The sequence below is a fragment of the Streptomyces sp. NPDC085946 genome (assembly GCF_044540485.1).
Classification (GTDB): domain Bacteria; phylum Actinomycetota; class Actinomycetes; order Streptomycetales; family Streptomycetaceae; genus Streptomyces.
This window is the reverse complement of record NZ_JBITSF010000009.1, coordinates 187,389-208,558: the sequence shown is the minus strand read 5'-3', so window position 1 is coordinate 208,558 and position 21,170 is coordinate 187,389. Positions and strand designations below refer to the sequence as shown.

Here is a 21,170-nt window from a genome sequence, read left to right as displayed (position 1 = left end):
CCGCGGAACCCGCCGGCCCGGCCGGCTCACCGGCCGGTCAGGCCGCCAGCCCCAGCGCCGCCATCCGCTTGGTGTGCGCCTCGGTGATCCGGGAGAACATCCGCCCCACCTCGGCCAGGTCGAAGCCGTCCGCGACCCCGCCCACCAGCATCGTCGACAGCGCGTCCCGCTCGGCGACCACCCGCTGGGACTGCGACAGTGCCTCGCCCATCAGGCGCCGCGCCCACAGCGCGAGCCGCCCGCCCACCCGCGGGTCCGCATCGATGGCCGAGCGCACCCGGTCGACGGCGAAGCCGGCGTGCCCGGTGTCGTCGAGCACGGACAGCACCAGATCGCGGCTGTCGGAGTCCAGGCGCGCCGCGACCTCGCGGTAGAAGTCGCTGGCGATCGAGTCGCCGACGTAGGCCTTGACGAGCCCTTCCAGCCAGTCGGAGGGGGCCGTCTGCTTGTGGAAACCGTCGTACGCGGCGACGAACGGCTCCATCGCCCGTGTCGGCTCCTCGCCGATCTCGGCGAGCCGGTCGCGCAGCCGCTCGAAGTGGTGGAACTCGGCCGAGGCCATCTTGGCCAGCTCCGCCTTGTCCTCCAGCGTCGGCGCCAGCTTGGCGTCCTCCGCCAGCCGCTCGAACGCCGCCAGCTCCCCGTACGCGAGCGCGCCGAGCAGGTCCACGACCGCGGCGCGGTACTGCGGGTCGGCGGAGGCCGTCGCCCAGTCCCGGGCGGCGACTCCGGTGTGCTCGGCGGGGGCGGCGGGACCGTCTGCGACGTGGTCAGGCTTGTCAGAGCTCGTCATGAAGCGCACAATAGCCCGCTCCCCGCCGCACGGAAGTCCCTGGTCATCCAGTGTGATGACGACTACGTGACCAAATCGGCCATCACATGTGCGCGAATCCGGGGTATGGTGGTAATGCGCCTGCTGGTACTTCGACGTACCTCGACAGGCCGCATGCATGAGGATGCCCGGTCGGTGGCCCGATCGGCTCCGACCCGACAGCCCTCCTCGCCCGTGCGGACAGTGCGTACGGAACCCGAGAGGGACACCCTCAGCGGTACGAGCGCTAGAGCGTCGGCAGTGGTCCCGTGCCACACGGCCCGCCCCGCGTGGGCGTGGCCGACGTCCCCCGGCACGGTCACGCGACACGACCCCCGCGCTCGCCTCGCGCCGCGCACACAGAAGAGGCAGCACCCTGACTACGACGTTTCGAGACCTTGGGATCCTCCCCGAGACGGCCGAGGCCCTGGAGGCCGTCGGCATCACCACTCCCTTCCCCATCCAGGAGATGACCCTTCCCGTGGCCCTGTCGGGCACGGACGTCATCGGCCAGGCCAAGACCGGCACCGGCAAGACGCTGGGCTTCGGCCTGCCGCTCCTGGAGCGCGTGACTGTTCCCGCCGACGTGGAGGCCGGACGCGCCCGGCCCGAGGACCTCACCGAAGCGCCGCAGGCGCTCGTCGTCGTCCCCACCCGCGAGCTGTGCACCCAGGTCACCAACGACCTGCTCACCGCCGGCAAGGTACGCAACGTGCGCGTCCTCGCCATCTACGGCGGCCGGGCCTACGAGCCGCAGGTCGAGGCCCTGAAGAAGGGCGTCGACGTGGTCGTCGGCACCCCGGGCCGCCTGCTGGACCTCGCGGGCCAGAAGAAGCTGAACCTGAAGCACATCAAGTCGCTCGTCCTCGACGAGGCCGACGAGATGCTCGACCTGGGCTTCCTGCCCGACGTCGAGAAGATCATCAACATGCTTCCGGCGCGCCGCCAGACCATGCTGTTCTCGGCCACCATGCCGGGCGCGGTCATCGGTCTCGCCCGCCGCTACATGTCGCAGCCCACGCACATCCGCGCCACCGCGCCGGACGACGAGGGCGCGACGGTCGCGAACATCAAGCAGTTCGTGTACCGGGCGCACAACATGGACAAGCCGGAGATGGTCGCCCGGATCCTGCAGGCCGAGGGCCGCGGGCTGGCGATGATCTTCTGCCGCACCAAGCGCACGGCCGCCGACATCGCCGAGCAGCTCCAGCGCCGCGGCTTCGCCTCCGGCGCGGTCCACGGCGACCTCGGCCAGGGCGCCCGCGAGCAGGCGCTGCGCGCCTTCCGCAACGGCAAGGTGGACGTCCTGGTCTGCACCGACGTCGCCGCGCGCGGCATCGACGTCGAGGGCGTGACCCACGTCATCAACTACCAGACGCCCGAGGACGAGAAGACGTACTTGCACCGCGTCGGCCGCACCGGCCGCGCGGGCGCCAAGGGCACGGCGATCACGCTGGTCGACTGGGACGACATCCCGCGCTGGCAGCTGATCAACAAGGCGCTGGTGCTGGACTTCGCCGACCCGCCGGAGACGTATTCCACCTCCCCGCACCTCTTCTCCGACCTCGGTATCCCCGAGGGCACGAAGGGCGTGCTGCCCCGCTCGGAGCGCACGCGCGCCGGGCTGGACGCGGAGGAGCTGGAGGACCTGGGCGAGCCGGGCGGCCGGGGGCCGCGCGGACGCGGTGGCCGGGGCGGCCGCGACGACCGGGACGAGTCCCGGTCCGCCGGCCGCGAGCGCTCCGACCGCACGCCGCGCCGTCGCCGCCGGATGCGCGGCGGTGCGCCGGTGGACGGTGCGCCGGAGACCTCCGGGACCGCCGCCGCTCGGACCGTGGACACCGAGGCCGCAGGGGCGGAGGCCGCCACGGCCACCCGCACCCCGCGCCGCCGTCGCCGCATGCGCGGTGGCGTGCCGGCGGAGACCGCGCCGGCCACGGCGGTCGGTTCCCCCGCACCCGAGGCGGCCGCCGCCGTCGCGACGGCGGAGGGCACGGCCCCGGACGCCGACGCTCCGGCCACGCCGCGCCGCCGCCGCACCCGCCGGTCGGCGGAGACGGCCGTGGAGACCCCCGCGGTCACCCGGCCGGCCGAGGACACCTCGGTGAGCACGGAGGCCGCGCGGGTCGCCGACGCCACTCCGGTCGCCGACGCCGCTCCGATCGCGCGGACCGCGCCGGTGGCGGAGGCCCCGGCGGTCGCGGAGACCGCAGAGGTCGCGGAAGCCGAGGCTCCGGCCGCCAAGCCGCGCCGCCGCACCCGCAAGGCCGCGTCCGCCGCCGAGACGGCGGTCGACACGGCCGAGGGGACCGCCGGGTCCGCCCAGGAGCAGCCGGAGTCCAAGCCGCGCCGCACCCGCAAGGCCGCGGTGAAGGCGGAGGCTCCCGCCGAGCAGGCCGAGCAGCCCCAGCAGACGGAGCAGGCCGAGGTCGCGGAGGCCGCGCCGCGTCGTACGCGGAAGGCCGCGGCGAAGGCCGAGGAGTCCGTGGACACGGCCGAGGCCGCCCAGGCCACGCCGCGCCGCCGCACCCGCAAGGCCGCCGAGCCCTCCGTCACCGCGGAGACGCCGGAGGCCGCGCAGGCCGAGGCCGCCGAGGTCAAGCCGCGCCGCACCCGCAAGGCCGCGGCGAAGGCGGAAGAAGCCGTCGACACGGCCGAGGCCGCCCAGGCCACGCCGCGCCGCCGCACCCGCAAGGCCGCCGAGCCGACCGGTGCCGCCGAGTCCGCTCAGCTCGCCGCGGGCGTCGCCGGGATCCCCGCGCAGGCCGCGCAGGAGCCGGAGACCGCCGAGGCCAAGCCGCGCCGGACCCGCAAGGCCACGGCCGCGGCGACGGCCGATGCGGCCGGTGACACGGCGGAGGCGACCGAGGCGAAGCCGCGGCGTACGCGCAAGGCGACCGCCGCCGTCGCGGAGCCGGAGAGCGCCGAGGCCAAGCCCCGGCGGACCCGGAAGACCGCCGCCCCGGCGGAGACCGCCGTCGACACGGCCGAGGCCGCCGAGGCCACGCCGCGCCGCCGTACCCGCAAGGTCACCGAGCCGGCCGCCATCCCGGCGCAGGCCGCGCAGGAGCCGGAGACCGCCGAGGCCAAGCCGCGCCGCACCCGCAAGGCCACGGCCGCGGCGACGGCCGATGCGGCCGGTGACGCCGTCGAGGCGAAGCCCCGGGCCCGCCGCACCCGCAAGGCCACGGCCGCCGCGGAGTCGACGGAGGGCTGAGACCCGCCCGACGGCCCGGTCCCACCACGGTGGGGCCGGGCCGTCGCCGTGTCCTCACGCACTCGCCTCCGCCGGCCCCGGCACCCCACGCGACCGGCTCCACCACACGGGCGCCCGGTCCCGAGCAGCCGCACACCGGCGCTTCGGCGAGCCCGCTCCGCCGAGCCCCTCCCCCGACCGGGCCCGACGACCGGCCCCCTCGCCCCTCGCCCCTCACCCCTCGTCCCGACCGGCCGCACCCCCCTCCCCCGCCGTCGGCCGGTATCCCCGCCCGCTACCCTCCCCCCGTGACCCTGCACCCCGCTCCCGCCCCGTCCCCGGACGCCCGCGCCTACTTCCTCTCCACCTCCCGCGGGGACTTCGCCGTCGTCGACGCGCCCCCGGCCGCGGGGACGGAGCCGCGGGGGACCGCGCTGCTGCTGCCCGGGTTCACCGGCAGCAAGGAGGACTTCACGCTGCTGCACGGGCCGCTCGCGGCGCGCGGGTACCGCAGCGTCGCCGTGGATGGGCGGGGGCAGCACGAGTCGGACGGACCCGAGCACGACGAGACCGCCTACGCGCAGCGGGAACTGGCACGGGACGTGCTCGCGCAGGCCGGGGCCCTCGGCACCCCCGTGCACCTGGTCGGGCATTCCCTCGGCGGGCAGATCGCCCGGGCCGCGGTCCTGCTGGACCACACCCCGTTCCGTTCGCTCACCCTCATGGCGTCGGGCCCGGCGGAGATCTCCGTCTCCCAGCGGCAGCGCGTGAAACTGCTGCGGGACGCGCTCGCCGTGATGTCCATGGCGGACGTCTGGGAGGCCATCGAGGCGATGGGGCCGCCCGAGGAGGTCGGCGGCCCGGCGCGCGGCATCGGCGGTCCGGAGCTGCTGCGCCGCCGCTGGATGGGCACCAAGCCCGCCCAGCTCCTGGCCACGGGGCTCCAGCTGTGCACGGAACCGGACCGCGTCGCCGAGCTCGCCGCCGTCCCGCTGCCGTTCCACGTGCTGTCCGGCGCCCGCGACGACACCTGGCCGCTGCCGGTCCTGGACGACATGGCCCTGCGTCTGGGCGCGCACCGCACGGTGGTCGAGGGGGCCGAGCACTCCCCCAACAGGGACCGGCCGGAGCCGACCGCCCGGGCCCTCGCGGACTTCTGGGACGGATCCGGCGGCTGATCAGGACGACAGGGCCGGCGGCTGATCAGGACGACAGGGCCGGCGGCTGATCGGTACGACGGGTCCGGCGGCTGATCAGTACTGGGTCTGCAGGTGCTCCCAGAAGCCGTCCCGCAGCGCCCGCCGCAGGTCGGCCTGCCCGCGCAGCGAGTACTGCAGCAGGCCCTCCGCCTCCACCAGGAGGTCCTGGTCGACCGAGCCGGGCAGGTAGGGGTGGCCGGGGAGCAGTTCCACGAGCGAGTCGCGGCCCCGGGCCGCCAGCCACTTCGCCGCGATCTGGGCGCCGACGAAGCGGACGTCGTCGCGGGTGGGCCGGCCCGCCGCCGGCTCGAAGGCGGCGGCGGTGCGCCGGGAGACGTAGGGCTTGAAGAAGTCGAGGTCGAGGGTGCGCTGGCTGTCGACCTCCCAGAGCAGCGGTTCGGCCTGGTTGCGGCCCTCGGGCGCCTCGATGCCCCACAGGTGCACCCGCGCGCCGTACCCCTGGGCCGCCTCCACCGCCGACACCAGGTCCTCGTCCCCGCCGAGCAGGGCGGCGTCGCTGATGGCGCGGTGCCGGGCCAGCGACTCCAGGTCGCTGCGGATCAGGGAGTCGACGCCCTTCTGCTGGTTGTTGGCGTTGAGGTTGCCGAGCCGGACCTTGACGTCCGGGAGCTCGGCGATGCACTGCTGTTCGGCCGTGTGGATGCGGCGCCGGGCGCCGTCGTACCAGTAGACCCGCAGCAGGCGGCTGTCGGCGAAGATCGTGCGGGCCCGGTCGATGAGCGCGTCGATCAGCCCCTCGGCGTCGAGGTCGAAGGCCCGCCGGTCCTCCGTCCCGGCCACCAGCCGCCCGGCCGCCGCGTACAGGTAGCCCGCGTCGACGAAGATCGCGTGGGTGGAGGGCGTCTTCGCCACCTCGGCGAGCATGCGCTGCAGCAGCTCGTTGGTGCGGTCGATGCGGGCACTGAGAGCCGCGAGGTCGTCGTTCATCACCATCATTGTCCCGGCGGTCACACTGCGATCACAACCGGTCCCGATCGGTCCCGGTCGATCCACGACCAGACACTTACCGGTCAGTAATTAGACGTTCGAAAAATTTCTTTAGCGTAGGGAATGTTTGTAACACGCAGCCCGTTGAATACGAACGGAACCCGGGGCACAGCCGCCCCGCGGGCCACCCACCAGTAGTTCTCCTCCAGGAGGATGACCAGACGAAGGGAGAAGCCATGCGCTTCGAAATCATGCGACTCGACGACGTCGACGGCACGCCCGTGGACACCACCGTCGTGGACGCCGCCTCCGTCAACCGTATCGTTCAGCAGGCCGCCGCGATCGGGCAGCGGCTGTGGATCCGTCCCGCCGAAACCCCGGCGTCGTAACCCGCGGATTCCTCTACATACGCTTGAGAGCCCCTGTACGGACGATCCGTACAGGGGCTCTGTGGTACCCGGAGGGCGGTCGCCCGGTCAGCCGTGGCCCTGGATCACCTGGGTGACCCCGTTGATGATCTGCTGCACGGCGATCGCGGAGAGCATCATGCCCGCGAGCCGCGTCACCAGCACCACGCCGCCGTCCTTGATGACCCGGATGATCAGCAGCGAGTACCGCATCACCAGCCACAGCACGACGTGGATGGCGAGGATCGCCGACCACACCGACACCTGCGTCACGGCGCTGTCCGCCTTCTGCACGGCGAGGATGACCGACACGATCGCGCCGGGCCCGGCCAGCAGCGGCATGCCCAGCGGCACCAGGGCGACGTTCACGTCCTTGGTCTGCTTCGGTTCGTCCGTCTTGCCGGTGAGCAGGTCGAGCGCGATGAGCAGGAGCAGCAGTCCGCCCGCGATCATCAGCGCGGGCACGGAGACGTGCAGGTAGTTCAGGATCTGGTGCCCGAGCAGCCCGAACACGGTGATCACACCGCCGGCCACGCAGACCGCCTGGAAGGCCATCCGCTTCTGCACCTTGCCGGGGCGGCCGGCGGTCAGGGCGAGGAAGATCGGGGTGATCCCGGGGGGATCCATGATGACGAAGAGGGTGAGGAACAGGGAGCCGAAGACGGCGAGGTCGAACATGGTCACGGGCCTTGCGAGGTGAGGGAGGAACACGCGGCGGGCAGCGTCGTGCCACGGCCGCTGCGGGCAGGCGTCCGGCAGGGCGAGGGGGCACCACCGTGCGCGGACGAAGTGAAGAACGCGGGCACGGCCGGGTGCCCGGAAGACCTACCGCCGGCGGTCCCCGCCGGCGCCCGGCACCGGGAACGCCCCGAAGGCCCGCCGCGTGATCTCGCCGTAGACCTCGGGGTCCGTCGTGTACTCGCCGAGCACGCAGGTCTTCCGGCTGCCGTGGTAGTCGCTGGACCCGGTCACCAGCAGTCCCAGTTCCTTGGCGAGCCCGCGCAGCCGCGCCCGGGTGTCGGGGTCGTGGTCCATATGGTCGACCTCGATGCCGTCGAGCCCCGCGGCCGCCATCTCGGCGATCACGGACTCCGGGGCCGTACGGCCCCGCTTGCTCGCGGCCGGGTGCGCGAACACCGCGACCCCGCCGGCCGCCTTGATCAGGCGGATCGCCTCGAAGGGGTCGGTCTCGTGCTTCTCCACGAAGGCCCGGCCGCCGTCGGCCAGCCAGTCCTGGGTGAACGCGTCGCCCACGGTCGGGACGACGCCCAGCTCGACGAGCGCGGTCGCCACGTGCGGACGCCCCACGGACCCGTCACCGGCGATCCGCGCCACCTGCTCCCAGGTGACGGGCACGCCCAGGTCCTGCAGCTTGGCGACCATGCCCCGGGCGCGCGGCACCCGGTCGTCGCGGACCAGCTCGCGCTCGGCGAGCAGCGCGGGCTCCTCGGGGTCGAAGAGGTAGGCCAGCATGTGCATGCTGACGCCGTCGACGCGGCAGGAGAGCTCGGCGCCGGTCACCAGCGTCAGCCCCTCGGGCAGCGCGGCGATCGCCTCGGCGTGCCCGCGGGTGGTGTCGTGGTCGGTCAGCGCGATGACGTCCAGGCCCGCCGCGGCGGCGTTGCGCACCAGCTCGGCGGGGGTGTCCGTGCCGTCGGACGCGGTGGAGTGGGTGTGCAGGTCGATGCGCACGACGCGGACTCCAGGCGGTGACGGGCGGACGGGGACGCTCAAGGATAACCGGATTTTCGGCCACCGCTGTCACACCCGCAGCCGCCTTGCGCCCCCTACGCGCGTCCTGTGCTCCGGCTATGGCCGCAGCAGTCGCGGCGACAGCGCCCCGCACGGCACCAGTTCGATCTCGGCCCCGGCCTCCCTCAGGTCGGTGAGGACCAGCTCGTCGTACAGCAGCAGGCCGGACTGCTCGGGCCACACCACCGCCCACAGCCACATGCCGAGCGCCTCGCCCGCGAAGACGGCGCGATCGCCGGGGGTGCCGGAGACCAGCCACAGCGGGGTGGGGCGGCCGGCGGCCAGCACCTTGGTCTGGGCCGGTTTGTCGACGTCGAGGTAGGGCCCGGGGTCCGGGCCGGCCATGCCCGCGTACCGCGCGCCGAGGCCCACGCCGAGTTCCTCCGCGACCAGGATCAGTTCCCCCACGCCGCCGAGCGGGCCGGGGCCCGAGCAGGCCACGGCCGTGGCACGGCCGCCGCTGCGGTCGTCCCCCGCGCAGGCCACGCCCGTGAACAGCCAGCCGACCGGCAGCGGCCACGGCATCCACACCGGCACCCGGGTGCGGTGCACGACGACGTTCAGGGCGTCGACACTCGGCGGGATCACGGGCTGCACCGGGTGCACGGTGCCGTGCACATCGCACTGCCACGCATCGGAGAAGAGGCCGGGAGCCCTGACCCGGCCACCACACTTCGGGCAACTGGGTTCGCCCCTCATAGGGCCCCACGGTCCTACCCCCGCTCCGCCACGTCAAGGACGATCACCCGTCCGGACGGAACCGCCATGGTCCGCCACGGCGGGACGGCCCCTGACGGACCGTCCGGAACTAGATGCATGTTGCATTAATTAGCAAAGCTAACTAAGTATGTGTACACGCCCATCATCATCTCGTCCGGAACGGAGCACCCGTGGAGCCCTTCGACACGGGGGCGGGCGGCCTTCTGAAGCAGCCGAGGGCCGTGTGGGCGACGGCCGGCGCGTCCGTCGTCGCCTTCATGGGCATCGGACTCGTCGACCCGATCCTGCCCTCCATCGCGCAGGGCCTGCACGCCACGGCCGGCCAGGTCTCCCTGCTGTTCACCTCGTACTTCCTCATCACCGCCGTCGCGATGCCGGTGACCGGCTTCGTCTCCAGCCGGATCGGCGGGCGCAGGACCCTGCTGCTCGGCCTCGCCCTCGTCGTGGTCTTCGCGGGGCTCGCCGGCACCTCCGGCTCGGTCGGCGAGCTGGTCGGCTTCCGGGCCGGCTGGGGGCTCGGCAACGCGCTGTCCGTCTCCACCGCCCTCGCGGTGATCGTCGGCGCGGCGGCGGGCGGCAGCGCGGCGGCCGTCCTGCTGTACGAGTCCGCCCTCGGCCTCGGCATGGCGTGCGGCCCGCTGCTGGGCGCGCTGCTCGGCGACGCCGACTGGCGCTATCCGTTCTTCGGCACCGCGTTCCTGATGGCCGTCGGCTTCCTGTGCATCGCGGCGTTCCTGAAGGAGCAGCCGAAGCCCGCCCGCAGGACCTCGCCGCTCGACCCGCTCAGGGCGCTCGGCCACGGCGGCCTGGCCTCCGCCGCCGCCTCGGCGTTCTTCTACAACTACACGTTCTTCACCGTGCTGGCCTTCACGCCGTTCGTGCTCGACATGACCCCGTACAGGTCGGGGGCGGTGTTCTTCGCCTGGGGCGCGCTGCTCGCCGTCTTCTCGGTGCTCGTGGCGCCGCGGCTGCAGAGGCGGTTCGGCTCGCCGGCGGTCCTCGTCGGCTCACTGGTGCTGCTGGCGGCCGACGTCCTCGCGCTCGGGTACGGCGACCGCACCACGGCGATCGTCTGCACGGTCCTGTCCGGCGCCTTCATCGGGGTGAACAACACCGTCTGCACGGAGCTGGCGCTCGGCGTGTCGGACGCCCCGCGGCCGGTGGCGAGCGCGGGCTACAACTTCGTGCGCTGGTTCGCGGCGGCCGCCGCGCCCTGCCTCGCCCCGAAGATCGAGGAGTGGAGCGACGTCCACCTCCCCTTCGCGGTGGCCGCGGCCACCGCGGTCCTGGGCGCGCTCGTGGTCGTCGTACGGCGCGCGGCCCTCACGCGCGGGGCGGCGGAGTCCGCGGCCGGGCACGCCGCCGAGGACGGGGTCGCGGTCTTCGCCAACTGACGCCCTCGAAACAGGTGTTGGTGAGATCGGTCACCCCGGTCTCAGTCCAGCGGGACGGACCTGCGGGCGGGATCGCGCAGGTCCGTCCCGTGCGTCAGCCAGCGTTCCTGCAGCGCCTGGGCGCCGTGCACGCGCTTCCACGCGGCCTCGTTGGCGGTCATGGGCAGCAGCGGCAGGAACCGCACGGGCTCCAGGGGCCCGTCGAGCTCCAGGTCCTCCACCAGACCGCCCGGCTCGGCGACCAGGACCGAGCCGAACGGGGCGCCGGGCCACAGCGGCTCACCCACGTCGAGGGAGGCGCCGGGCGCCACGACCACACCCTCGACCTGCGGGGACGCGGCGAGCACGGCCAGCGGACGGAGCACCTTGTCGGTGTCGGCGATCCCGGCGCGGACGGAGAGGACCAGCTCGGCGCGCGGGCCCCGGACCGGGTCGGCGATCATCGCCGTGGGGTCCGCCATGGGGTGCGCGGACATGCCGAGGGTGGCGTAGCGGACGACGTCCCCCTCCCTGAAGCGCAGCACCTCGATGCGGTCCGTGCCGAGGAAGGTGACCGCGGCGCGCGCGTCCGGTTCGCCCAGCGCGGTACGCAACCGGGCCTCGACCAGAGGAAGAACATCAGCCATGCGGCGAGCATAGAACTCGTCAGTACGAGGCAAAGCAACGCACTTGACAGTGCGGGCGGCTGCTACTCTTGCCCGGTGGTTCGGGGCAGCACGCAGTTGGGTTTCCCGCCCGGCCGTTGAGCACCGGGACGTCGCGATCCGGCCCCGCCGCTGATGAGAACTCTCCCTACGGGGAACCCCTGCAAGGGGTATGGAACGTCCCTCACGAGGGACCGGCCGGAGGAGGTGAGGCTGTCATGGATCGAAGTCGACCGTGCAGTACCACCCGCTCTTCCGACCGCTGATGTAGCTGCTTTCGCTCCTGTCGGCTGCCACCTCTCGCATTCGCGCCTTCATACGGAAGAGCACTTCGTTTCGCTTTGCCTGATCCGGCCGGCCTGCACCGGCCCGTCGGATCTGCCTGATCTGCCCCAGTAGCTGAATCAGTGACGAAGCTCGCCACCGCGACGGTGCGGTGCTCCCCGCTTTGTGGACGCGCCAAACATCCTTCCTCTGTTCCCCGGGCGGAAGCCTTCGAAGGACGTCCCCATTCCGGGCAGTTCCACCCGTCGTCGGCGCCTTTCGTTGCCCGTTGCGAAGGAGCCCGCTCATGTCGATGATCCGCGACCTGCGCGCCGTGGTCCGTCCGTCCCGCGTGTCGCTGCGCAAGGACAGCGGCCCGTACGACACCACCCGCGACCCCGCGACGACCTCCGCCGTCGTCGACTGCGCCGTCTACCGCGACGGCCGGCGCCTGGCCACCGACACCCCGCTGAACCCGCAGGAGGCGATGCGGCTGGTGCGCCGCGACGGCGGCTTCGTGTGGATCGGGCTGCACGAGCCGACCGAGGGCGAGTTCGCGGGCATCGCACGGGAGTTCGGGCTGCACCCGCTGGCCGTCGAGGACGCCGTGCAGGCCCACCAGCGCCCCAAGCTGGAGCGCTACGACGACTCCCTGTTCACCGTCTTCAAGACCATCCACTACCTCGACCACGACCGGCTCACCTCCACCAGCGAGGTCGTCGAGACCGGCGAGGTGATGTGCTTCACCGGCCGGGACTTCTTCATCACCGTCCGGCACGGCGGGCAGGGCTCGCTGCGGGGCCTCAGGCACCGGCTGCAGGACGACCCGGAGCTGCTGGCCAAGGGCCCGTCGGCCGTGCTGCACGCCATCGCCGACCACGTCGTCGACGGGTACATCGCGGTCGCCGACGCGGTGCAGGACGACATCGACGAGGTCGAGACCGAGGTGTTCTCGCCGGGCCGCAAGGGCACCCCGCGCGGCACCGACGCCGGCCGGATCTACCAACTCAAGCGCGAGGTACTGGAGTTCAAGCGGGCGGTCTCCCCGCTGCTGCGCCCCATGCAGCTGCTCAGCGAGCGGCCGATGCGGCTGATCGACCCGGACATCCAGAAGTACTTCCGGGACGTCGCCGACCACCTGGCCCGGGTGCAGGAGCAGGTCGTCGGCTTCGACGAACTGCTGAACTCCATCCTCCAGGCCAACCTCGCCCAGGCCTCCGTCGCGCAGAACGAGGACATGCGCAAGATCACCTCCTGGGCCGCGATCATCGCCGTGCCGACGATGGTGTGCGGGGTCTACGGCATGAACTTCGACCACATGCCCGAGCTGCACTGGCGCTACGGCTACCCCGTGATCATGGGCATCACGGTGACCATCTGCATCGGCATCCACCGCACCCTCAAGCGCAACGGCTGGCTGTGAGGGCGCCCGGAGCCCGCCTGACTAGGCTGGGCGCATGACAAGCGAGCTGCTCGACCGGGCCCTCATCGAGGAGGCCACGAAGAAGTCCGGTCTGATCTGGGTCAAGGGGCCGAGGGCCTCGGCGCGTGCGCTGTGGCACGTCTGGCACGACGGCGCGGCGTGCGTGGTCGGCGACGGTCCGGGCGAGCAGCCGCTGTCCGGGCTGGCCGACGGGGCCGAGGCCGAGGTGACGGTCCGCAGCAAGGACAAGGGCGGCCGGCTGGTCTCCTGGACCGCGCGCGTCACGGCCCTGGAGCCGGGCTCCGAGGCGTGGGACGCGGCGGTCGCCGAGCTGAAGGGCAAGCGGCTCAACGCCCCGGACGGCGAGGCCGTGCCCGCGCGGTGGGCGCGCGAGTGCCGGGTGCTCCGCCTGGAGCCGACGGGGGCGACGGCGCCGCTGCCGGACGGCTCCCTGGCCGAGGCGCCGCTGCCGACCCCGGCGACGACCCGCGAGCCGGTCCCGGCCGGGCTGCCGCGCCTGCTGAGGAGACGCCGGCGCGGGTAGCGCCCGCGGCACCGGGCCTACGACGTCGGCAGCTCCCGGCCGTAGTCCACCGTCTCGTCCTTCGCCGGCTCCTTCAGCGCGAAGTCGGTGCCCCACGCGGAGAAGCGCAGGGTGCCCGCCTTGCCGCCGCGCACCAGGCGCAGCGGGTACGGCGTGCCCTCCAGGGAGACGTCCAGGGTGCCGCCGGAGCCCTTGTCGCCGGAGATGCGGATGGTGCGGACGCCCGCCTGCTCGTGGTGGCCGTCCTTCGCCAGCGTGCCGTGCAGCGTCAGCAGACCGTCGAGGAGGACGTCCTTGTCCGTGAAACCGCTGAACTTCTGGTACGAGGGGTCGCCCTGCGGCACCTTGACGTACTTGCCGTCGAGCTTGCCGGCCGCCGCCGCGTCCGCCTCGCCGTCCTCGCCCTGGTCGTCGCCGTGACTCCAGAACTCCGCACCGGCCTTCAGGTACAGCTGCTCGCCGATCCGCAGCAGCTGGAAGGTGGCGTCCTTGGCCGTGACCGACCCGGTGGCGCCGTCGTCCTTCAGCCGCATGTCGAGCGTGTAGGCGCGCCCGCCGCTGACCACCGTGCCGTGCAGCCGGACCGCGTCGGCGGCCTCGGCGGCGGTACGGGCCCGGTTCTGGATCTTCCCGGCGGACAGCCTGCCGACGCCGTTGGTGCCCTCGTCGGGGTCCTCGCCGGCGCACCCGGCCAGCCCGGTCCCCGCCACGACCAGCGCGCACATCGCGCGCACCAGCGCGGCCCTGCGGTGACGGCCCTGGGCAAACGCAGACACAGGTGGGGCTGCCTCTCTGACGACGGTCCTCAACGGCGTACCGCAGAGTACCGGGGCCGCGGGGGCCGGACGGAGCCAGACCGTCCGGACCCCTCGCAGGCGCACGCCCGATCGGGACGGGCTAGCCTGAAGCCCTCCCGAGCGGGCAATTCGGAACAGAGACACAGCAAGCCCCACCGCACGAACCCCGCACGTAAAGGAAGCAGAGCCATGGCAGCGGGCGCCCCCCGGATCTTCGTCTCGCACCTCTCCGGCGTCGCCGTCTTCGACCCGGCCGGCGACCAGGTGGGGCGGGTACGCGATCTGGTCGTCATGCTGCGGGTCGGCCGCAAACCCCCGCGACTGCTCGGCCTGGTCGTCGAACTCGCCACCCGGCGCCGCATCTTCCTGCCCATGACCCGGGTGACCGCCATCCAGTCCGGCCAGGTCATCACGACCGGTGTGCTCAACGTCCGGCGCTTCGAGCAGCGGCCCACCGAGCGGCTCGTGTTCGGGGAGCTCCTGGACCGGCGCGTGACGCTGGTGGAGACCGGCGAGGAGGTCACCGTCCTGGACCTGTCGGTGCATCAGCTGCCGGCCCGCCGGGAGTGGGAGATCGACCGGGTCTTCGTGCGCAAGGGCAAGAAGGGGGGCGCGTTCCGCCGCAGCAAGGGCGAGGCGCTGACCGTCGAGTGGTCCGCGGTCACCGGGTTCTCCCTGGAGGAGCACGGGCAGGGCGCGGAGAACCTGCTCGCCACCTTCGAGCAGCTGCGCCCCGCCGACCTGGCCAACGTCCTGCACCACCTGTCCCCCAAGCGCCGCGCCGAGGTCGCCGCCGCCCTGGACGACGAGCGGCTCGCCGACGTGCTGGAGGAGCTGCCCGAGGACGACCAGATCGAGATCCTCGGCAAGCTGAAGGAGGAGCGCGCCGCCGACGTCCTGGAGGCCATGGACCCCGACGACGCGGCCGACCTGCTGGGCGAGCTCCCCGAGGCGGACAAGGAGCGGCTGCTGAGCCTGATGGAGCCCGCCGACGCGGCCGACATGCGGCGCCTGATGTCGTACGAGGACCGCACGGCCGGCGGGCTGATGACGACCGAGCCGATCGTGCTGCGGCCCGACTCCACGGTCGCCGAGGCCCTCGCCCGCGTCCGCAACCCCGACCTCTCCCCGGCCCTGGCCGCCCAGATCTACGTCTGCCGGCCGCCCGACGAGACACCGACCGGCAAGTACCTGGGCACGGTCCACTTCCAGCGCCTGCTGCGCGAGCCGCCGTACGCCCTGGTCAGCTCGATCGTCGACACCGACCTGCAGCCCCTGGACCCCGAAGCGGCGCTGCCCGCCGTCGCCGGGTTCTTCGCCACGTACGACATGGTGGCGGCGCCCGTGGTGGACGAGGCCGGCTCGCTGCTGGGCGCGGTGACCGTGGACGACGTCCTGGACCACATGCTGCCGGAGGACTGGCGGGAGACGGAGTTCAGCGCGGTGGAGGACGAGGAGGTGGCGGCCGATGGTGCCTGAGCGCGAGACCTCCCGCGAGCGCGTCCCGGCCGGGGCCACGGCCGCGACCCGCCACCGCCCCCGGCTCGACCAGCCGCGCCCGCGGCGGCTGAGGCTGCTGCCCGAGTACGACCCGGAGGCCTTCGGGCGGCTGTCGGAGCGGGTCGCCCGCTTCATCGGCACCGGGCGGTTCCTGGTCTGGATGACGGTGATCGTCATCACCTGGATCGGCTGGAACATCCTCGCCCCCCGGCACCTGCGGTTCGACGAGTACCCGTTCATCTTCCTGACGCTGGCCCTGTCCCTGCAGGCCTCCTACGCGGCCCCGCTGATCCTGCTCGCGCAGAACCGGCAGGACGACCGGGACCGGGTCAACCTGGAGCAGGACCGCAAGCAGAACGAGCGGTCGATCGCGGACACCGAGTACCTGACCCGCGAGATCGCCGCGCTGCGCATCGGCCTCGGCGAGGTCGCCACCCGCGACTGGATCCGCTCCGAGCTCCAGGACGTGGTCAAGGAACTGGAGGAGCGGCAGAACGGCCACCACGACCGGCCCGTCGTATTCCCGGCGGACCGGTCACGGGGACGTGACGCAGACGACCGCTGACGGGCTTTCCCAGGCCGCTGTGCGGCGCCGTACCATCGTCACCATGGCTACGGAAGACGCGGTGCGCGAGGCACTGGCGACGGTGAACGACCCCGAGATCAACCGGCCCATCACGGAACTCGGGATGGTCAAGTCGGTGGAGATCGGCGCGGACGGGGCGGTCGCGGTCACCGTGTACCTGACGGTCTCCGGCTGCCCCATGCGCGACACCATCACGCAGCGCGTGACCGACGCCGTCTCGCGGGTCGAGGGCGTCACCCGCGTCGACGTGACGCTCGACGTCATGAGCGACGAGCAGCGCAAGGAGCTGGCGACCGCGCTGCGCGGCGGCCAGACCGAGCGCGAGGTCCCCTTCGCCAAGCCCGGCAGCCTCACCCGGGTCTACGCGGTCGCCTCCGGCAAGGGCGGCGTCGGCAAGTCCTCGGTGACGGTCAACCTGGCCGCGGCGATGGCCGCCGACGGCCTGAAGGTCGGTGTCGTCGACGCCGACATCTACGGCCACTCCGTGCCCCGCATGCTGGGCGCCGACGGCCGTCCCACCCAGGTCGAGAACATGATCATGCCGCCGTCCGCGAACGGCGTGAAGGTCATCTCCATCGGCATGTTCACCCCGGGCAACGCGCCGGTCGTGTGGCGCGGCCCGATGCTGCACCGCGCGCTCCAGCAGTTCCTGGCCGACGTGTACTGGGGCGACCTGGACGTCCTGCTCCTGGACCTGCCGCCCGGCACCGGCGACATCGCCATCTCGGTGGCCCAGCTGGTGCCCAACGCCGAGATCCTGGTCGTGACGACCCCGCAGCAGGCCGCCGCCGAGGTGGCCGAGCGGGCCGGCTCCATCGCCGTCCAGACCCACCAGAAGATCGTCGGCGTGGTCGAGAACATGTCCGGCCTGCCCTGCCCGCACTGCGGCGAGATGGTCGACGTCTTCGGCACGGGCGGCGGCCAGACCGTCGCGGACGGCCTGACCCGGACGACGGGCACCTCCGTCCCCGTCCTCGGCAGCATCCCCATCGACGTCCGCCTGCGCGAGGGCGGCGACGAGGGCAGGCCGGTCGTCCTGACCGACCCCGGTTCCCCGGCGGGCTCGGCGCTGCGCGCGATCGCGGGCAAGCTGGGCGGCCGGCAGCGGGGCCTGTCGGGCATGTCGCTGGGCATCACGCCGCGCAACAAGTTCTGAGACGCCTTCCAGGGGCCCGGGGAGCCGCGCGGCCGGCCGCGGACGCGCCGCGGCCGCCCGGGCACGCCCACCGTACGGCGAGAGGGCGCCGCTCACCGGCGGCGCCCCTTCCGTCCGGCCCCGTCGGCTAGGCGTACGCGGCGATGTCCTTGACCACGGAGAAGCCGAGCCCGTACGCGCTCATGCCCCGGCCGTACGCCCCCAGGTGCACCCCCGCCGGCGTGGACCCGGCGAGCACCCACCCGAACTCGGACTCCCGGTAGTGGAACGCCGTGGGCACCCCGTCCACCGGCAGCGACAGCGTCGACCAGTCGTCACCGGCGAGGTCGTCCGCCAGCACCCACGCCGTCTCCGTCTGCTGCTCCAGCCAGTCGTCGCGCAGGGAGTGGTCCATCTGGCCGGGCCAGGTGAAGGACAGCAGCCCCACGCCGGCCAGCCAGGCCGCGGAGGAGACCGAGGTGGCCTCCAGCACGCCCGTGCCGTCCGGGCTGCGGCGCACCGGGTTGGCCGCCACCGTCACGACGACGGCGAACTTCTCCTTGGCGTCCTGGTCGCCTCCGGCCGCGTACTCGTTGCGCACCGACGGCTCGTCGCCGTGACCGATCGACCCGTGTTCCACGGTCCCGTCGGCCGCCGCCCCGACCTGCATCAGCCAGCGCGGCCCCGTGAAGGCCTCGTCGAGGCCGTACCACGGGAAGGGCGCACGCAGGTAGCCGTCGACCGTACGCCGGGCGGAGGGAGCCTGCTGCTCGCCCTCCGCGGCCGGCGCTTGCGCGACTGCCCGACTCGTCGTCTCCATGTGCCCGGACGCCTCCTCGCTCTGTCGAACCGGAGCGGCCCGCCCCCCTTCGGGCGGCGTTGCTCGTTCAAGTACGGTCCGCACAACAACTTGGCAGCATAGCCACCCAGCTCCGGGCGGCAGGGAAAGCGCCCGGCGCGCGGGGCGCCCGGACGTCGTCTTCAGGCCGTGCGCACCCCGGGCGGAGTATGAGACGCGTCACGCGCAGCCGGGCCGCACGCCCGCGGACCTGCGGGCGAGGGGCCTTCGCCGGTCGCGTCAGGTGGCGTCCGCGTCGTAGGGCGGACGCTCGTCGCGGCCCGGTGTGTCGGGCTTCTTGGACATGTCGACGCGGCCGGTGGAGGACCCCGTCGACGGCTCCGGGTCGCGGCCGTGGACGGCGTCGGTGACCTCGGCCATCTCCTTCTTCAGATCGAAGCCGTTGCGGATCTCCTTCAGCCCCAGGTCCTCGTTGTCCAGCTGCTTGCGGATGAACGTCTTGGGGTTGAGGTCCTCGAACTCGAAGTCCTTGAACTCCGGGCCGAGTTCCTGCCGGATGTCCTGCTTGGCGTTCTCCGAGAACTCACGGATCTTCCGGATCGTGCGCGTCACGTCCTGGATGACCTTCGGGAGCTTGTCCGGACCGAAGACGAGCACGGCGAGGACGATGAGCGTCACCAGCTCGAGCGGTCCTATGTCATTGAACACCTGAAGCTCCTTGCGATGTCCTCGGTCCTCGGCCCTCGGTGGTCGTGCGGGTCTTGCCGTGGTCCGGGCCGGCTCCACGGTACCCGGCGATCCTGTACGACCGGTACTGTCCGGTGACCTCCGCGTGTGCGGAGGGCGGCGCCTTCCCCGCCGTCCGCCGTCCCGGCCCCTGGTCAGCGGGGGTGCCAGGCGGCGGCCCGGAGCCGGCTGTGAGATCCCCGTGCGTCTCAGCCGCCATCGGAGGAACCGAGCCGCAACGAGACCTTCCGCTCCGCGCCGCCGCGCCGCAGGGTCAGCTCCAGGCGGTCGCCGGGGCGGTGGGCGCGGGTCTTGACGATGAGTTCCTCCCCGGAGTGCACCCGCCGGCCGTCGACCTCGGTGATGACGTCACCCGCCCGGATCCCGGCCTCGGCGCCGGGCCCGCCCGGGGTGACCGGGGGTCCGCCGTCGCTGCCCTCGGTGCCGACGCGGGCGCCGTCGCCGGTGTAGTCCATGTCGAGGGTGATGCCGATCACGGGATGCGTCGCCCGGCCCGTGTTGATGAGCTCCTCGGCGACGCGCTTGCCCTGGTTGATCGGTATGGCGAACCCGAGCCCTATCGAACCGGACCGGCCGTCGTCCGGCTCGGCGCCGCTGGCGGCGGAGCGGATGGCGGAGTTGATGCCGACGACCCGGGCCCGGGAGTCCAGCAGGGGGCCGCCGGAGTTGCCGGGGTTGATGGGCGCGTCGGTCTGCAGCGCGTCGACGTAGGACACCTCGCCGCCGTCGCCCTTCCCGCCGCCGGCCGTGATGGGGCGCTGCTTGGCGCTGATGATGCCGGAGGTGACGGTGCCCGCCAGGTCGAAGGGCGCGCCGATGGCGACGACGGGGTCGCCGACCCGCACGTTGTCGGAGTTGCCGAGCGGCAGGGGCGTGAGCCCGCGCACGCCCTTGACCTCGACCACGGCGAGGTCGTACCCGCTGTCCCGGCCGACGACGGTGGCCTCGGCGGTGTCCCCGCTGTGGAACGTCACCGTAATCTCGCCGTCGGCGCCGGCGGGCTCCACGACGTGGTCGTTGGTGAGGATGTGGCCCCGGGTGTCGAGCACGAAGCCGGTCCCGGTGCCCTGCTCCCCGGCGCCGCTCACGTGCAGCGTGACCACACTGGGCAGGGCCCGGGCGGCGATGCCCGCCACGCTGTCCGCGGCGCGCCCCGTGGGCTCTTTCCCGGCCTGCGGGAGCTCGATGGTCCCCACACCGCCGTTGCGCTCCATGTACGCCCCTACGAGGCCGCCCACGCCCCCGGAGACCAGCGCGAGCAGCACGGCGCAGCCGGCGAGCGTCTTCCTGGCCCGCCTGCGCCGCTGTTCCGCGGTGGTCACGGCCGCCCCGCTCTGCTGCAACGCCCCCGCCCCGCCGGCGGAGGCCGCCCAGGGGTCGTAACGCCGCCAGGGGTCGGCCGAAGGTGTTTCGGGGGCGGTCGCGGGGGCCGGGGCGTCGGCGACGGGAGGTGCGGGGGCGGCCGGGGGGACGGGGGGTGCCTGCGCGGGAACGGCGGCCGGGAACGGGGCATCGGGGTACGGGGGTGTGACCGGCGGGGCTGCCGGGGCCGCCTGCCCGGGGACGGTCGTCGACAGGGGCGGGACCGGCGCTCCGTGTCCCGGCGCGGGGGTCGGCACGCCCGTGTCCGGTGCCGGCGTCCCGGCTGCCGGGTGCTGGACGGGCGGCGCGGGCGCCCAGGGGCCCGGCTGCCCGTACGGCGGGGTGCTGTAGGGGTCGGGGTCGTGCAGGGGCGTCACCGGCCCGGCGGGGAGACCGACGGCCGCCACGGGCTCGTCGGCCGAGGAAGGAGCGACGGGAACGGCGGGAGCAGTGGGAGCGGCGGAACCGGCGGGTTCCACGGGTGCGGATGCGGCGGGTCCCACAGGTGCGGCGGGTCCCACAGGCGCGGCAGGTCCCACGGGTGCAGCGGGTGCAGCGGGTGCAGCGGGTTCGGCGGGCGCGCCAGGGCCCGCCGACACGTCGGCACCCGCGGTCCCGCCCCAAAGGTCTCCCGGGCCGCCCCCGGCCGCCCCGGCGGCCCTGGGCGCCGGCAACTCGTAGTCACCGTCACGGTCGCCCTCACCGGCGGTTTCCCGCACCGCGGGCCGGGCCAGCTCGAAGTCGCCCCCGTCGTCGCCGCGGTCGGGGACCGCTCCGGGCCGCTCCCGTGCGGGGTCCCCGCCGGCACCTGCCGGGCGGGCCGCCTCGACGGACGCCGGAGGCGTCGCCTGCGGCCCGTCCGGGGAGCCCTGCGCCCGGGGGCGGCTCCACCACTTCGCCTTCGGGGGCTTCCCCTCGTCCATGTTCTCCCCACACCTGGCC

General features: G+C 73.5%; 19 protein-coding genes. 9 read left to right on the top strand and 10 right to left on the bottom strand.

Going from position 1 to position 21,170, the window contains the following annotated elements:
- Nucleotides 1–37: 37 nt before the first annotated feature.
- Complete coding sequence (locus ACIF8T_RS20050) at nucleotides 38–793, bottom strand: ferritin-like fold-containing protein (protein ID WP_400036791.1); 756 nt, start codon at nucleotides 791–793, stop codon at nucleotides 38–40.
- A gap of 487 nt (nucleotides 794–1,280) precedes the next feature.
- Between ACIF8T_RS20050 and ACIF8T_RS20045 the strand changes: the two genes are divergently transcribed.
- Both ACIF8T_RS20045 and ACIF8T_RS20040 read left to right on the top strand, forming a co-directional pair.
- Nucleotides 1,281–4,028: a DEAD/DEAH box helicase gene (locus ACIF8T_RS20045; RefSeq protein WP_400036789.1), complete on the top strand. Its 2,748-nt coding sequence runs from the start codon at nucleotides 1,281–1,283 to the stop codon at nucleotides 4,026–4,028.
- Between the two features lie 287 nt (nucleotides 4,029–4,315).
- On the top strand, nucleotides 4,316–5,185 hold the full coding sequence (locus ACIF8T_RS20040) for an alpha/beta fold hydrolase (protein ID WP_400036787.1): 870 nt from the start codon (nucleotides 4,316–4,318) through the stop codon (nucleotides 5,183–5,185).
- 75 nt (nucleotides 5,186–5,260) lie between these two features.
- On the opposite strand, the gene ACIF8T_RS20035 is transcribed toward ACIF8T_RS20040, so the two are convergent.
- Entirely contained in the window at nucleotides 5,261–6,154 is an 894-nt protein-coding gene (locus tag ACIF8T_RS20035; protein WP_400036785.1) for an NYN domain-containing protein, read from the bottom strand.
- A 236-nt stretch (nucleotides 6,155–6,390) separates the two neighbouring features.
- Here ACIF8T_RS20035 and ACIF8T_RS20030 point away from each other — a divergent pair, with 236 nt between their 5' ends.
- The gene (locus ACIF8T_RS20030; protein ID WP_189696394.1) at nucleotides 6,391–6,543 is read left to right on the top strand and encodes a hypothetical protein; all 153 of its coding nucleotides are present in this window, start codon (nucleotides 6,391–6,393) and stop codon (nucleotides 6,541–6,543) included.
- Nucleotides 6,544–6,630: 87 nt separating this feature from the next.
- Here ACIF8T_RS20030 and ACIF8T_RS20025 read toward each other — a convergent pair whose 3' ends face one another.
- The 3 genes from ACIF8T_RS20025 to ACIF8T_RS20015 form a co-directional block, all read right to left on the bottom strand.
- Nucleotides 6,631–7,239, bottom strand: coding sequence for a MarC family protein (locus ACIF8T_RS20025; protein ID WP_400036972.1), 609 nt, complete (start codon nucleotides 7,237–7,239; stop codon nucleotides 6,631–6,633).
- Between the two features lie 147 nt (nucleotides 7,240–7,386).
- Entirely contained in the window at nucleotides 7,387–8,253 is an 867-nt protein-coding gene (locus ACIF8T_RS20020) for a PHP domain-containing protein (RefSeq protein WP_400036783.1), read from the bottom strand.
- Nucleotides 8,254–8,370: 117 nt separating this feature from the next.
- Nucleotides 8,371–9,012, bottom strand: coding sequence for a DUF6758 family protein (locus ACIF8T_RS20015; RefSeq protein ID WP_400036781.1), 642 nt, complete (start codon nucleotides 9,010–9,012; stop codon nucleotides 8,371–8,373).
- Nucleotides 9,013–9,203: 191 nt separating this feature from the next.
- Between ACIF8T_RS20015 and ACIF8T_RS20010 the strand changes: the two genes are divergently transcribed.
- The gene (locus ACIF8T_RS20010; protein ID WP_400036779.1) at nucleotides 9,204–10,427 is read left to right on the top strand and encodes an MFS transporter; all 1,224 of its coding nucleotides are present in this window, start codon (nucleotides 9,204–9,206) and stop codon (nucleotides 10,425–10,427) included.
- Between the two features lie 41 nt (nucleotides 10,428–10,468).
- Here ACIF8T_RS20010 and ACIF8T_RS20005 read toward each other — a convergent pair whose 3' ends face one another.
- Entirely contained in the window at nucleotides 10,469–11,053 is a 585-nt protein-coding gene (locus ACIF8T_RS20005; protein ID WP_400036777.1) for a suppressor of fused domain protein, read from the bottom strand.
- A gap of 589 nt (nucleotides 11,054–11,642) precedes the next feature.
- Between ACIF8T_RS20005 and ACIF8T_RS20000 the strand changes: the two genes are divergently transcribed.
- Complete coding sequence (locus ACIF8T_RS20000) at nucleotides 11,643–12,758, top strand: magnesium and cobalt transport protein CorA (RefSeq protein ID WP_400036775.1); 1,116 nt, start codon at nucleotides 11,643–11,645, stop codon at nucleotides 12,756–12,758.
- Nucleotides 12,759–12,792: 34 nt separating this feature from the next.
- Nucleotides 12,793–13,302, top strand: coding sequence for a hypothetical protein (locus tag ACIF8T_RS19995; protein WP_400036773.1), 510 nt, complete (start codon nucleotides 12,793–12,795; stop codon nucleotides 13,300–13,302).
- A gap of 17 nt (nucleotides 13,303–13,319) precedes the next feature.
- On the opposite strand, the gene ACIF8T_RS19990 is transcribed toward ACIF8T_RS19995, so the two are convergent.
- Entirely contained in the window at nucleotides 13,320–14,027 is a 708-nt protein-coding gene (locus tag ACIF8T_RS19990; protein ID WP_400036970.1) for a hypothetical protein, read from the bottom strand.
- A gap of 261 nt (nucleotides 14,028–14,288) precedes the next feature.
- On the opposite strand from ACIF8T_RS19990, the gene ACIF8T_RS19985 reads away from it, so the two are divergent.
- Genes ACIF8T_RS19985 through ACIF8T_RS19975 form a run of 3 tightly spaced genes read left to right on the top strand, consistent with a single transcriptional unit; the run spans nucleotide 14,289 to nucleotide 17,341 of the window.
- On the top strand, nucleotides 14,289–15,578 hold the full coding sequence (locus tag ACIF8T_RS19985) for a magnesium transporter MgtE N-terminal domain-containing protein (RefSeq protein ID WP_400036771.1): 1,290 nt from the start codon (nucleotides 14,289–14,291) through the stop codon (nucleotides 15,576–15,578).
- Complete coding sequence (locus ACIF8T_RS19980) at nucleotides 15,568–16,164, top strand: DUF1003 domain-containing protein (protein ID WP_400036769.1); 597 nt, start codon at nucleotides 15,568–15,570, stop codon at nucleotides 16,162–16,164. Before ACIF8T_RS19985 ends, ACIF8T_RS19980 begins: the two co-directional genes overlap by 11 nt.
- Nucleotides 16,165–16,207: 43 nt before the next feature.
- Nucleotides 16,208–17,341 (top strand): Mrp/NBP35 family ATP-binding protein, encoded by a 1,134-nt coding sequence (locus ACIF8T_RS19975; protein ID WP_400036767.1) that lies wholly within the window; start codon nucleotides 16,208–16,210, stop codon nucleotides 17,339–17,341.
- A 127-nt stretch (nucleotides 17,342–17,468) separates the two neighbouring features.
- On the opposite strand, the gene ACIF8T_RS19970 is transcribed toward ACIF8T_RS19975, so the two are convergent.
- From ACIF8T_RS19970 to ACIF8T_RS19960, 3 genes are all read right to left on the bottom strand, one after another.
- A complete protein-coding gene (locus ACIF8T_RS19970) occupies nucleotides 17,469–18,140 on the bottom strand; it encodes a hypothetical protein (protein WP_400036765.1) in 672 nt (223 codons plus the stop codon).
- Nucleotides 18,141–18,398: 258 nt separating this feature from the next.
- Nucleotides 18,399–18,827 (bottom strand): sec-independent translocase, encoded by a 429-nt coding sequence (locus tag ACIF8T_RS19965; protein WP_400036763.1) that lies wholly within the window; start codon nucleotides 18,825–18,827, stop codon nucleotides 18,399–18,401.
- 227 nt (nucleotides 18,828–19,054) lie between these two features.
- Nucleotides 19,055–21,151 carry a trypsin-like peptidase domain-containing protein gene (locus ACIF8T_RS19960; protein ID WP_400036761.1) on the bottom strand — a complete coding sequence of 699 codons (2,097 nt, stop codon included), beginning with the start codon at nucleotides 21,149–21,151 and terminating at the stop codon, nucleotides 19,055–19,057.
- Nucleotides 21,152–21,170 lie beyond the last annotated feature (19 nt).

Bases quoted from the DNA above. Each gene is read 5' to 3' on its own strand.
- ACIF8T_RS19970 (WP_400036765.1), bottom strand. From the start codon at position 18,140: ATGGAGACGACGAGTCGGGCAGTCGCGCAAGCGCCGGCCGCGGAGGGC.
- ACIF8T_RS19980 (WP_400036769.1), top strand. From the start codon at position 15,568: ATGGTGCCTGAGCGCGAGACCTCCCGCGAGCGCGTCCCGGCCGGGGCC.
- ACIF8T_RS20045 (WP_400036789.1), top strand. From the start codon at position 1,281: ATGACCCTTCCCGTGGCCCTGTCGGGCACGGACGTCATCGGCCAGGCC.
- ACIF8T_RS19990 (WP_400036970.1), bottom strand. From the start codon at position 14,027: ATGTGCGCGCTGGTCGTGGCGGGGACCGGGCTGGCCGGGTGCGCCGGC.
- ACIF8T_RS20035 (WP_400036785.1), bottom strand. From the start codon at position 6,154: ATGAACGACGACCTCGCGGCTCTCAGTGCCCGCATCGACCGCACCAAC.
- ACIF8T_RS20005 (WP_400036777.1), bottom strand. From the start codon at position 11,053: ATGGCTGATGTTCTTCCTCTGGTCGAGGCCCGGTTGCGTACCGCGCTG.
- ACIF8T_RS20000 (WP_400036775.1), top strand. From the start codon at position 11,643: ATGTCGATGATCCGCGACCTGCGCGCCGTGGTCCGTCCGTCCCGCGTG.
- ACIF8T_RS20025 (WP_400036972.1), bottom strand. From the start codon at position 7,239: ATGTTCGACCTCGCCGTCTTCGGCTCCCTGTTCCTCACCCTCTTCGTC.
- ACIF8T_RS19960 (WP_400036761.1), bottom strand. From the start codon at position 21,151: ATGGACGAGGGGAAGCCCCCGAAGGCGAAGTGGTGGAGCCGCCCCCGG.
- ACIF8T_RS19975 (WP_400036767.1), top strand. From the start codon at position 16,208: ATGGCTACGGAAGACGCGGTGCGCGAGGCACTGGCGACGGTGAACGAC.
- ACIF8T_RS20030 (WP_189696394.1), top strand. From the start codon at position 6,391: ATGCGCTTCGAAATCATGCGACTCGACGACGTCGACGGCACGCCCGTG.
- ACIF8T_RS19985 (WP_400036771.1), top strand. From the start codon at position 14,289: ATGGCAGCGGGCGCCCCCCGGATCTTCGTCTCGCACCTCTCCGGCGTC.
- ACIF8T_RS19995 (WP_400036773.1), top strand. From the start codon at position 12,793: ATGACAAGCGAGCTGCTCGACCGGGCCCTCATCGAGGAGGCCACGAAG.
- ACIF8T_RS20015 (WP_400036781.1), bottom strand. From the start codon at position 9,012: ATGAGGGGCGAACCCAGTTGCCCGAAGTGTGGTGGCCGGGTCAGGGCT.
- ACIF8T_RS20050 (WP_400036791.1), bottom strand. From the start codon at position 793: ATGACGAGCTCTGACAAGCCTGACCACGTCGCAGACGGTCCCGCCGCC.